At 39.8% G+C, this 12,746-nt stretch carries 9 protein-coding genes and 1 pseudogene; 2 read left to right on the top strand and 8 right to left on the bottom strand.

All coding sequences use genetic code 11. The annotated features are described in order from the left end of the window. Positions 1 to 15 precede the first annotated feature (15 nt). Positions 16 to 1,269 (top strand): glutamate-5-semialdehyde dehydrogenase, encoded by a 1,254-nt coding sequence (locus HII17_RS03535; protein WP_169073914.1) that lies wholly within the window; start codon positions 16 to 18, stop codon positions 1,267 to 1,269. Positions 1,270 to 1,338: 69 nt separating this feature from the next. On the opposite strand, the gene HII17_RS03530 is transcribed toward HII17_RS03535, so the two are convergent. The 5 genes and pseudogenes from HII17_RS03530 to HII17_RS03515 form a co-directional block, all read right to left on the bottom strand. After that, positions 1,339 to 3,783, bottom strand: coding sequence for a bacteriohemerythrin (locus HII17_RS03530; protein ID WP_169073913.1), 2,445 nt, complete (start codon positions 3,781 to 3,783; stop codon positions 1,339 to 1,341). 170 nt (positions 3,784 to 3,953) lie between these two features. Next, complete coding sequence (locus HII17_RS03525; RefSeq protein ID WP_169073912.1) at positions 3,954 to 4,283, bottom strand: cupredoxin domain-containing protein; 330 nt, start codon at positions 4,281 to 4,283, stop codon at positions 3,954 to 3,956. Positions 4,284 to 4,433: 150 nt separating this feature from the next. Then, a complete protein-coding gene (locus tag HII17_RS19015; protein ID WP_408033874.1) occupies positions 4,434 to 5,678 on the bottom strand; it encodes an ethylbenzene dehydrogenase-related protein in 1,245 nt (414 codons plus the stop codon). A 3-nt stretch (positions 5,679 to 5,681) separates the two neighbouring features. Beyond that, positions 5,682 to 6,233 (bottom strand): annotated as a pseudogene (locus tag HII17_RS19010) (NapC/NirT family cytochrome c); the annotation flags it as partial. 82 nt (positions 6,234 to 6,315) lie between these two features. Then, positions 6,316 to 7,944, bottom strand: coding sequence for a cytochrome D1 domain-containing protein (locus tag HII17_RS03515; protein WP_169073910.1), 1,629 nt, complete (start codon positions 7,942 to 7,944; stop codon positions 6,316 to 6,318). A gap of 341 nt (positions 7,945 to 8,285) precedes the next feature. Between HII17_RS03515 and HII17_RS03510 the strand changes: the two genes are divergently transcribed. After that, positions 8,286 to 8,852 carry a bacteriohemerythrin gene (locus HII17_RS03510; RefSeq protein WP_169073909.1) on the top strand — a complete coding sequence of 189 codons (567 nt, stop codon included), beginning with the start codon at positions 8,286 to 8,288 and terminating at the stop codon, positions 8,850 to 8,852. A 251-nt stretch (positions 8,853 to 9,103) separates the two neighbouring features. Here HII17_RS03510 and HII17_RS03505 read toward each other — a convergent pair whose 3' ends face one another. From HII17_RS03505 to HII17_RS03495, 3 genes are all read right to left on the bottom strand, one after another. Next, a complete protein-coding gene (locus HII17_RS03505) occupies positions 9,104 to 10,939 on the bottom strand; it encodes a nitric oxide reductase activation protein NorD (protein ID WP_169073908.1) in 1,836 nt (611 codons plus the stop codon). 108 nt (positions 10,940 to 11,047) lie between these two features. Further along, positions 11,048 to 11,281: a hypothetical protein gene (locus tag HII17_RS03500; protein WP_169073907.1), complete on the bottom strand. Its 234-nt coding sequence runs from the start codon at positions 11,279 to 11,281 to the stop codon at positions 11,048 to 11,050. Positions 11,282 to 11,357: 76 nt separating this feature from the next. Then, positions 11,358 to 12,743 (bottom strand): cbb3-type cytochrome c oxidase subunit I, encoded by a 1,386-nt coding sequence (locus HII17_RS03495; RefSeq protein WP_169073906.1) that lies wholly within the window; start codon positions 12,741 to 12,743, stop codon positions 11,358 to 11,360. Positions 12,744 to 12,746: the final 3 nt, after the last annotated feature.

Genomic DNA, 12,746 nt, shown 5'->3' with positions numbered 1-12,746 from the left:
TTGATGGAAAGAGAAATGACAGAATTTAATATGCAGCATATGGCGCAGCAAGCTAAAGTGGCGAGCCGTCAAGTGGCACAATTGACCACCACAGAAAAAAACGAATTACTGAGTGATATGGCGCAGGCGATTCGACACGAAAGCCAAAATATCATCAATGAAAACCAGAAAGATTTAGTCGCGGGTCGTGATAAAGGTTTATCAGAAGCGATGCTTGATAGGCTTACTCTTACACCGGAACGAATAGAAGGGATTGCTCAAGCAATTATAGACATTGTTAACTTGCCTGATCCTGTCGGCAATATTGCCAATATGCAGTTACGTCCTAATGGTCTGCAAGTGGGTAAAATGCGTATTCCTCTAGGCGTTATTTCGATGATTTATGAATCTCGGCCAAATGTTACGGCTGAATCGGCTGCTTTATGCATAAAGGCTGGTAATGCGGTTGTACTGCGAGGTGGCTCAGAAGCCATTCATAGTAATTTGGCTTTAGCGAATTGTATACACCAGGTATTGGCTAAATATGAGCTAAATCCTCATATGGTCTCGGTGATTCCTGATACGAGTCGCAGTGTCATTGAACAGTTATTGAAACAACGTGACTCCATTGATTTAGTGATCCCAAGAGGTGGCGAGGGACTCATTCGTTATGTAACTGAAAATAGCCAAATACCGGTGATACAGCACTTTAAAGGTGTGTGTCATTTATATATTGATGAGTACGCAAGCTTAACTAAAGCCACTGATATTCTGGTTAATGGGAAAACACAGCGCCCAAGTGCTTGTAATGCAATCGAAACTGTTTTAGTACATCGTTCAGTAGCTGATAAATTCTTACCTCTCGCTAGTAAGGCGTTAGCGGAATTTAATGTCAGGATACATGCGTGTATTAATAGCATTAGCTTTTTTGATAACGCGATACCTGCAACAACTGATGATTATCATGCTGAGTATTTGGCTCAAGAAGTCGCGATTAAGGTTGTTGAAGACTACGATGCAGCTATTGGCCATATCAATGAGTTTACGTCAGACCATACCGAAGTCATTGTTAGTCAGGATACTTCTCGCTGTCAGCAGTTTATTCGTCAAATAAACTCTTCTGTTGTGATGGCCAATGCATCATCGAGGTTTTCAGATGGAGGTCAACTTGGACTAGGCTCTGAAATTGGTATTTCAACCAGTAAATTACATGCTTATGGTCCTATGGGCTTAGAGTCACTGACCACAGAAAAATTTGTTGTCGTTGGCGATGGTCAGGTTCGAAACTAGTTAGTAGTAACTTAAAAAGGCCAGTCGAGTATGATTGGCCTTTTTGTTTAAGTGGGAAAGATATTTCAGCTATTGACTAATAACATGGCGAGCATAGTCTCTATCGCTGTGCTCAATATGCTTGATTAACCACTGATTTAGCTGTTCCATTTCGGCGTCAATCGCTGTCGGCTCAGATACCTTTATTTTATCCATATGCTGTTCCAGCTCTGACACTAGTTTTTGATGGCTAGCTTTATGTTCTTCGCCCTTAGGGTAGCCATGATTGTCAAAAAAATTCTCTTCCCATTCAAAATGAACTTTGGTGTATTCAAGCAATGCTGATAAGGCGTTAGCAATTGCCGCACTGCTGCGGTTTTGATGAGACATGATGTGCGCTTCATTCATCATTTCTACCATTTTTTTATGCTGACGATCAGCTTCTTCTATACCGATGGAATATTTATCTTGCCAATGCAGTAGGCGAAGTTTTTCTTCATGCTGGTCAAAACTGTTTTCGTCGATGTTGTATCGTTGAATAACTAAGCGCATTTCCTTAGACATTGCTGAAAGTTGTGAGCCTGCTAGTGCCAAAGTTTGTGCGCCTTTTGAAGCGTTATCAGCGACATCACTAATATGCACTATGCTTTGAGCAATTTCTTCTGACACGCAAGATTGCTCTTCTGCTGCTGAGGCAATTTGGATGCTCATATCATTGATGCTACTCACGGAGGTCGCAATGGATGACAGTGACTCTCCTGCCATCGCGACTTGCTCTACCGAAGAGTTAGCATATTCCTGACTTTTAATCATGCTACCGGATACATCAGTAATACCCGATTGGATAAGCTCGATCATGCTTTGGATTTCTAATGTTGAATCTTGAGTTCGTTTTGCTAGTGTGCGTACTTCATCTGCTACAACGGCAAAGCCTCGACCTTGCTCCCCAGCTCTGGCAGCTTCAATGGCTGCATTTAGTGCAAGCAAATTGGTTTGATCGGCAATACCTTTAATAACGTCTAAGATATTGGTGATATCTTGGCTGCTTTCTTTTAGCTTATTAACTCCTTGCGCTGAAAAATTAATATTTTCTGCTAATTGGTTTATCGCGCTGATAGTTGTTTTGACAATATCGGTACCTGTTGATGCATCCTCACTTGCTTGTTGCGACGAGGCAGAGCCAAGCTCCGTATTCTTAGCCACCTCTTGAACTGACGTACTCATTTCGGTGACGGCAGTCGATGTCATCGCCAGTTCTTGTGATTGAGACATCATACCTTCTGCCGATTTTTGGCTTTCTAAAGCAATCTCATCCGCAGCCTCGGCAATAGCATAGCTCGATGCTCTAACAGCAATGATTGAGCGACTAAGTGCGTCGGTAATTTCATTAATGCTAGCGGCTATTATTTGTAATTCATCTTTGGTATTTAACGTTAGTCGAGTATCAAGGTCACCATCACAAATTGAGTGTGCGGCAATGGTCATTTTGTTCAGACTGTATTTAATTGACAGATAAATGCCGATATAGAAATAGGCTAATATTAATACGACCGCAACAATGACAAATATATAGAAGTAGATAGCTAATTTTGCCGTGTTAATTTGTGATGTCATTTGCTTTTCTAATAATGGCTGCATGGTGTCAAACAATACCAATAGGGCTGATATAGTTTCGGTGCCTTGGGAAAAAAAGTCATTTGGTGCCATTGACACCTTGGTTGCTTTTACTATTTCTTTATCTGCTAATGCTAAATAATTTATTAGCTTATTCGATGCTTGCTGATAGGGCGATTGTAAAGAGTGCTTCAGCTCAGGTGCCGTGCTAAATAAGTACTCGATGTCTTTTGCTAAGTTTTTAGCGTGACGAGAGCTGGCTAATGCGGCAACTTGTAATTTGTTGTCAGTAGTGAGTGCTTTGGCAGCTAGTACACCAGAACCTTTACCACGTAATCGTCCCAAAGATTCAATTTGCGCAGGTAAGGTATGTAGCAAGCTACTAATTAAATAACTATTGGAAGCGTGCTCATCTTGTAGCATTTTACCTTGGCGGCCGATGGTATCCATGAAATCGATGGTATCGGCAATGAGCTCTGTATAAAGCCCAAAAATATCTGCCGCTTGCCCAGCAAATGCTTTGTTGGTGATTTCTGACCAACGGCTTTTCAAAGAGCGTGGAATGTTTTGGCTATTCAAGATAGCACCTAGCTTTTCATCTACTTTTAAGAGTTTGCTAAAGTCACTTTCGACAACTTTTCTTTTTGCCAAAATTTTACTTTCAATTGACTTATCGCCATTGAGGTAAACATTTGTCATTCCTCGTGTTTGTGCAATATGTTCAATCAAAAGTCTTAGCGGTACTATGTAAGTTGAGGCATTTAATTCATACTCTGCTCGATCAACCCGCTGCCATTGAGACATCGTCAAGCTTGCAAAGAAAAATATCAGCGGAAAGATACAAAACAGAGACACCATGACAAATTTCGCTTTAAATGAAAGCAAGTTAGATATTTTAATTGCGGGTGAGAACAGCTTCATATGAATGTCCTTATTTTAATAGCCTGAATACCATTATGGTTATTAAATAAAAATTTGCTGTTAACAGATGGTAAATAGTTAAGTGGTGTTGATTTGAATCAAGGTTTGAAATGAATGATATTCTGCGTCGAATTTCACTCACGCAGAATATCACATTGGTGAAGAGAAAATTATTTTACGGTAATTGTGCCTGTCATTTTGGGGTGAGGCCCACAGAGGTATGGAAACTCACCTTTATCATTAAATGTCAGTTGATAGGACTCATCTGGAAAAATGTATTCAGGTTCTTCTTTGAATAGCTGTTGAAACCATACGTTATGATATTGACGTTTCTCGATATTTTTCCAAATTACCGTATCACCAAGGTTAATAGTGAGCTCAGCTGGAATAAATTTTTTTTTGTAAATTTCAACAACATGCTCCTTTGCTAATACGTTGCCGCAAACTAACAATGAAATAAGTAGTAGCGGCGCGGCTAGCTTATTGATTATTTTTTTCATTAATTTACTTCCTTAATTCCAATATTATTATTTGAACGCTATTGTTCGATTAACCTAGCTTAAACGCGATAGAAAATAAAAAAGCTTTCCCTTTGTAGAGAAAGCTTTATTCATTTTTAGCAATAATACCAGCTATTTTCGAAAGCTAAATTATTGCTTGGTTACATTAATGTGCGCTTCTTCATTGTCTAGCGCCAATCGGTAACCGAATGATACATGATGATAGCGAGCGCTGGTGTAATCGTCATGAATGGCAAAACCAAAGTTGTAGACTTTACCTGCTTCTAACGTCACATCGCCTTCTTTATCTGATACTAGTGGACGTTTGATAGTTACCGTCCAAGTATCACCAGTAAGGGTTGCTACTGCTTGACCGCCTTGACCGCCATGCATCTTGCGTTCATCTAGGATGTAACCATCTTCAACTGCGCTGTCGCCAGACTTAACTCGAACAAGGTCGAATAATTGCTTAGCCTGTACGCTTGCAGTGATTTCTTCAGCTGACTTAAGTTTATCCCAGCCGCCTAGTGCTTTACCACGGCGACCTTTCAGCTCTAACTTAGTACGGCTTTCTTTAATGTACTTAGTCACACCATTGTTTAAATCTAAACGACTAGCAAGTTCACTATTAGCAAGTGCATCTTTTTCTGGAGCAAATGGCATTGTATTAGCATCTGCATGGCATGAACCCCAACAACCCGCGCGGTCAGCAAATTCAACTTCATCGGTAGCTATCATATAAGCTAACTTGATTTGGTTGGCTGGATCCATTTTTCCACCATCAACAAATGGTGCTGGGGTATGTTCAGTATTTGGCCAGCTAAATTTCAAGTAAACATTTTCTGCGTCATGTGTCGCATCAATTGTTACCGGAATACTGCCGCGTTTATTAGGAATTAAGTTTGGCTCTAGTTCTTTTTCGCTTTCACCTGAGACAATTAACTGACCGATATCAGCTATTTCTTCTTCGTGACATTCAATACAAGGGTCACCTTTAGAGAATGCGCGTTTACCACCATGATTGCGGCCCAATATCCATTCGATAGACGCAGTGCCTGGGTAGAATAACGTAATATCCCGTGAGCTTGCTTTACCCCAATCAACATCAAACGAAGCGCTTTCACCCGATGGAGCTGCACTGCTTGGTGCTGATGTACTTTCTTTGCTAGCAGAACCACCGCTTGTTGCTAGCGCTGCTTCAACTGCTTGTTCTATTTTTTGCTGCATCTTCTCTTTCTCTGCAGCAGCTTCTTCTTTTTTCTTCGCTTTTTCAGCCGCTTCTTTGGCTTCTACACGTGCTAAGCCATCTTTATAAAGCTGTGGTACTTCGCGAATATAGTCAGGATTTGGCGCTTCAATTGTTTCTAACTCTTCGTCAGTTAGTTTGTCACGCACATTGTGATGGGCAATACCTTTATGACAGTCAATACAGGTTTGGCCGGTTTCAAAAGCATTTAAATGTTGTTTACGTGCTCTCGGTTTTTGGAATTCTGGGTTCATTGATTCAAAGTTATGACAGTTACGACATTCTCTTGAATCAGTTGTTTTCATCGCATTCCATACGCTTTTGGCAAGCGATAAGCGATGCTCTTCAAATTTTTCTTTTGTGTCAATTTTTCCTGTTAACCAGAAAAACACTTCCCTAGATGCTTGTATTTTTCGCACAATTTTATGAATCCAAGGATCTGGAACGTGGCAGTCTGGACAACCAGCTCTTACACCCGTGCGATTAGAATAGTGGATGGTAGGGGTATATTCTTGATAAACATTGGCTTCCATTTCATGACAACCAATACAGAATTCTGTGGTATTTGTAGCTTCCATGGCAGTGTTAAAACCACCCCAAAAGATAATACCAACAATGAAGAAAACGACCGCGCCAGCCACGGTAGTACCTAATACTGTTCTGCGTGACCAGAAACTAGGCTTTTTGTTCATGTTATCCATAATCAACTCGTGAATGCAGAAAGAGCAATGCGAGCATAACCAAAGTTATGCTCGCCATTTTATTTTTAATCGGAATTAAAAATAATTAAGTTTTGTGGTTTACACGGTTGTAAACGTTAAACTTACCAGTTGGTGTAGTTAAACCTTTAATACGTGCTTTCTCTTTAAGAGTTTTTGCATCGTATACTACGATTTCACCAGTTGGGTTTTTGTTATCCGTACGGTTCCAAACTGAAACCCAAACCTCTGAACCGTCTTGGTTAAATTCGATATGAAGCGCAGCTTTACCTTCTTCTTCAGTTACACGAATTGTTTTAACGATTTCACGAGTTTTCTTATCGAAAACTTGTACAGATTGTTGAATTTCTGGCTCTGGGTGCTTAAGTTGGTCAGCCCATACATAGTCTGAAGTTTCATGAGTACGGATGAATACACCAGCACCGTCTGTTTCAACTTCATAACAAAGTTTCCATGCTTGCTCTGGACGGTTGATAGGATCGTTACCCCAAACAGAAACAAGACCTACACCTAAGTGAGTAGTACCGCCAACAGGACCACATTTCTCGTCAATCCAGTTAGCACCTGGACCTGGGTGAGGTAATGAGTCAACGTCGATCATCTTCTCTAACTTAGCGTCTTTAGTATCAACAACAACCATTTTATTTGATGCGTTAGCAGCGATTTGGAAGTAGCGACCTGAAGGATCGAAGAAACCGTCATGTAAGAATTCTGCAGATTCCATAGCAGTAATCTTTAAGTTGTCTAAGTCTGTGTAGTCAACTTGTAACATCTTACCTGTTTCTTTAACTGCAACAATGAATGCAGACTCATTTGGAGCTGTGTAAATAGCTGCTACACGTGCTTCGTTAATGAATTCACCTTTAGTGTTGTAACCGCGAGTTGAAACCACTTTAAGCGGATTAAGAGTTTCAGCGTCCATGATTACGAAGTGAGCAGGCCAGTAACCACCAGCAATAACGTATTTACCGTCACCTGATACCGCGATATCACGAGCGTCATATGCCATCTTAGTTTCAGCAACTAACATTTTGCCTGGTTTTTGCCATAAATCGATTTTGTTAACTTTACCGTCACGACCGATGGTGTACCAGAAACGACCAACGTCTTTTGCAGTGTCTTTCTTATGCTTTTCAGTACCTTTGATTACGTGTACCGCATAACCAGTATCAATGTGGTCAATAATTTCTTTAGTGTCACCGTCAACGATTGCTGCTTTACCCGCATCACGTTCGATTACTACGAAGAAGTTTTTCCAGTTACGGCCGTGAACAGGCTTAGTTGGGTAATCTTTAAGAGCAACGTACTCTTTAGTGTGACTACGCATTTGCTCTAAAGACATTTCCGGTGGAACTGGTGGTGTCATTTGGATAAAGGTAGCAAGGTTGGCAATTTCTTTCTTGGTGAACAAATCATCAAAGTTGTTCATACCACCTTCGGTACCTAATGCGATGATTTTCTCTAAACGCTTTTGGCCTTTCTTAAGCATATTTTCTGGCTCAAGGTTTTTACCTGTAGCACCTTTACGTAAAACACCATGACAACCAGCACAGCGCTGGAAGTAATGTAATTGTGCTTTTTCGAAATCTGCTTTTGATAAGGTTGGTTCAGCTGCTGAAACGCTCATGCTCAAGCCCGTTGCTGCAAAACCCATCGCAAGGCTAAGAATGCTTAAACCATGTTTGATTTTATTCATGCTTTCTCTCCAGAGATTATTCATAGTTAGTTATCTAGGTAGAGGAAATATTTAATCTTCTTTTGGACTAATAAATCCGGTTTACAACTATGTTTGATTTGGTTTCTACCTTTCTGGCAAGCACTATTACTGATAAATCTTGTTACATATATGTTCTAGATCAACTTTTTTGTGTGATTTTTGAGCGTTGATGTAGAACTTTGATCTAACACAATCTAATAGGTGAAAACGGTATACAAAAAAGAATTTGCCAATAAGATTAGGTCGGGACTTTTGATTTTATTGATCGTATGCGCCTAAGTGTGTGTTCTTAAAACACTAAAAAAAATGTGGGTATTACAATGACTAAACAATATCGAGCGTTAATTTATGCAGCCATCATTGGGCTGTTAACAGTAATTATTTTCTTAGGCTTTTTAATGGGGCTTGATAACAAGTTGTCGTGGCTATTAGTGATCGTATTGGTCGCTATCCCATACTTATATAGTTATAACAAAAGTAACAAAGTTGTAAGGTGGAAAGATAGCTATAGTGTGGGTATCGAATCGCTAGATGCCGATCATCGAAAACTATTATCGTTGTTAAATCAGTTTAATACTGCTTATGAGTATTACATGGGTGAATCGTTTGAGCGCCAATCGCTTAAAGAACTAATAGATTACACTCACTATCATTTTGAACGCGAAGAAAAAATGATGGAAGAAGCGGGTTATGAAGATATAGAAGCGCATAAAAAACAACATCAAGCCATGATTGCAGAAATTAATGTACTAGATGCAAAATATGCAGAACATGGTCATGAAGCATTTGCAGAAATAAGTAAATATTTAACCAATTGGTTGTTGAATCATATAAATGGTACAGACAAGCAATATAGCGAAGTAATGATCGCTAAAGGCTTAAAATGATTATTTTACTAGATGATGCTGCCAGACTTTCTGTCAGCATCATCTAGGTAAGTAAAAGACCATTATCACGCAAAAAATCACGATCAGCCAAAACGCCTTCTTAAAAAAATTCACACCTTTATTTCTATCTAATGGGTGCGCCTTCGTTAACGGCATCCCACAATTACTGCATTGACCTTCACTAGCATCATTGTCAGTTTGGCAATATAAACAGGGTACTTTGTCTGATTGAGTAGTCACGTCAACTCCTATTATTGCGTTGTAAGTCTATGATAAATTTGCGGAAGACATACAGGTAATTGTGTTGGGTTTGATAGCATTGTAAAGCTGTATTGGCCAAACAAATATGGTAAATAAGCTTCAGCTTCTTGGTCGACGGTTATGCAAAAAGGTTTAATGCCGAGTTTTTTCGCTTCAATAATCGCTTGATGAGTATCTTCAATGCCGTATCGACCTTCATAGTGATCTATATCATTTGGCTTGCCATCGGTAAGGATTAACATCAATTTTTGTGTTGAACCTTGCTCCTGTAATACCTTGGTCGCCTGCCTAATAGCGGCGCCCATACGGGTATAAAACCCTGGCCTTAGTGCTTGAATACGCCCACGAATGTCATCACTATATTTTTCGTTAAAATTCTTAATAAGGCTCATACGCACATGATGGCGTTTTACAGAAGAGAATCCGTACATGGCAAAATTGTCGCCAACGGTATTAAGCGCTTCACCAAAGAGTAGCATTGAGTCTTTCACTACATCGATGACCCGCTGGTCGTTGCTGACATAAGCGTCTGTAGACATAGAAAGGTCTGCTAGTAACAAACACGAAAGGTCGCGATTACCACCCCTAAAACTTTGATAAATCCCTCTTTCAGCGGTTGGAGCGATTTGTCGCTCGACATAAAAATCAAGCCAAGCGTTTAGGTCAATTTCTTCACCTTGAGATTGATTTTTTAACCAATAACGTAATGTTTGTAATTGCTCAAATTGCGCTTGAATATTCTTCGCTGTTTTTTGAAGATGTTGGGGAAGTTTTTTAGCGATAGAATCCTTTGGTAACATGGGCTGCAATAAACAATGCTCTTTAACGAGTACTTGTTGCTTGTAGTCCCATTCAGGCAGTCTTATACCTTCGCCTAACGGAATATCGTCTTCTGACGGAGAAGGTAAATCTAAATCTATTTTGATCCGTGCACTTTTTTGACTTTGCTGCTGCGATAACGAAATTTTATCTAAATCTTCAGCGACGCGCTGGTTTTCATCATCATCTTCATCACTATCATCCTCGCCACGATCGAGTTTAGAAAATTCACTCCATGAAAACATGCTTTCAAGGCGAAAGATCATCATACCTTTATCTTCGTCGTTTGCTTCTACACGCTCTGCTTTTTTGCGATTAGTTTTGCCTTTTGTTGCTAAATGCTTTTGTTGCTCATCAAGCTCAGTTTCATTGTATTCAGGCAATATATTTGGGTTGACTTTAGCGCTTGGATAAAGCCATAAGTAAACAGGTTGTGGTGCGTAATCTACTACAGGAAATGCGTTAACTGAGCCAGGATTTACTACAGCTTGAACAATAGACTGCTCCATTAGCTGTTCTTCTTTTGGGCGTTTTGATATATCAGCGCGACTTTCGACAAAAGCTTTTGCAAGGCGATCATATCTCGCCTGTAAACTAGGATAAGCCGTTAAAACAGATAGCACTAAAGCTTGGTTGTCTATTGCCCAATGTCTGAACTTGTCTTGATGATGGGCAGCGAGTACCGCTAACCAAATGTATAAGTCTCTATTTAATTCTTTAGTTGAAAATACAGCAAGAGTCTCAGGCAAGCGCAGACTTTCTTCGTCCTGCCATGCAAGACTAATCTGTTGATTTTCACCGGCAATTTTTTGTAGGAACGTTCGTCTAACTGCATAATCTCTTGGAGATGCTGCTTCAATACGTTTAACCGCTTCACCACCAAGTGCTCGATAAACCACGCCAACAGCTTTCGCTACTTGCGAGAACTCGATTCGAGCATCGTGATAATCTGTGCTGGCTTTACGGGTGATATATTTATGCCAAATCTCGCCAACCCATTCTTCCATAATTTTGCCAATGCTTAATTAATTATGGATTGAGCTTATCAAACTGACGTAAATATTATTTGATATGTATTAAGGATGTGATAACTACTACCTAATAAGTGGTAGTAGCTACTTTACTTTTAAATTAGGTAAGTTGGTGTTTGCTAACACGTTAAGTACTAGTCCTACCATAAAGAAGAAGAAGGTAGTCGCGCCAATTGCTGATTTATGAACAACGTCATCTGTTCCATAGATAGTGGCTAAATAAATACCCAAAATTACCGCAATAAGTGTGCAAATATAGCCAACAATTTTTGCAATTTTCTGAAGCAAATGTTTTTCGGTTGTTTCTACTCTGTCCACAATGAACCCTTTTAAAATAAATTAACCGCGATATCACTATCGCGGTTAATAAATATTAGCATATTAGTTAACTTAATTATGCTGCTTTTTCTTTAGTGAAGAAGCTAGATAAGTAACAAAGTAAACCAAGGAAGAACACAACACCTGCAATTTCACGTAACCAGTAGAAAACTGCTAATTTGTCTTGTGTCGCCATAAAGCTAAGTGCTTCGCCAGTTTCTGGCAGACGTTGCAACCATACTTGTAATACACCAGCACCTGTTAAGAATAGTGTGATGAATACCATAGCTACAGTCATTAACCAGAAGCCCCACATTTCGCGTACTTGCGCTCTGTTTGGCATAGCTTCACCGATACCACGAATCTTAGGCATAGCGAATGAAATAATTGTCATAACAATCATTGCGTATGCACCGTAGAAAGCCATATGACCATGAGCTGCGGTAATTTGTGAACCATGTGTATAGTAGTTAACTGGTGATAACGTGTGTAAGAAGCCCCATACACCAGCACCTAAGAATGCCATTACAGCTGTACCTAGTGCCCATAACGTAGCCGCTTTGTTAGGATGTTCGCGACGACGACGGTTAACCATGTTAAATGCGTACAGTACCATAGCAAAGAACGGTAACGGTTCTAATGCTGAGAAGATACTACCTACCCACTGCCAGTACTCAGGAGTAGCTAACCAGTAGAAGTGGTGACCAGTACCTAAGATACCTGTGATTAATGCCATTGCGATAACAACGTATAACCATTTTTCGATAACTTCGCGATCAACACCCGTCGTTTTGATTAAGATGAATGCTAAGATTGCACCCATAATTAATTCCCAAACACCTTCAACCCATAAGTGAACAACGAACCACCAGAAATACTTATCTAATGCTAAGTTTGATGGGTTATAGAAAGAGAATAAAAAGAATACCGCTAAGCCGATTAAACCAGTCATTAACACCATATTGATCGCAGTTTTACGACCTTTTAAGATAGTCATACCTAGGTTAAATAAGAAACCTAATGCTACGATGACAATACCTATTTTGGTGATGGTTGGTTGTTCTAGGAACTCACGGCCCATGGTTGGCCAAAGGTGGTTTAGGGTGATATCTGCAAGTGTCGAATACGGCACTAATAAGTAACCTAAAATAGTTAATACACCGGCAGCAGCAAATACCCAAAAGAGCGTAATGGCTAGCTTAGGACTGTATAATTCGGTTTCGGCTTCCTCTGGCACTAAGTAGTACGCAGCACCCATAAAACCAAAGAGCAACCAAACGATAAGTAAGTTAGTGTGCACCATACGTGCAACGTTAAATGGAATGGCGCTCGCTAAGAAGTCTCCCATTACATATTGTAAACCCATCAGTAGACCAAATAAGATTTGGCCAACAAAGAGTACTAGTGCAAATATAAAATAAGGTTTTGCAACTGCTTGAGATTGATATTTTAAAGTATTCATTGC

It is taken from the genome of Thalassotalea algicola, assembly GCF_012932965.1.
GTDB classification, from domain to species: Bacteria; Pseudomonadota; Gammaproteobacteria; order Enterobacterales; family Alteromonadaceae; genus Thalassotalea_F; species Thalassotalea_F algicola.
This window is presented reverse-complemented; position numbering and strand designations above follow the sequence as displayed.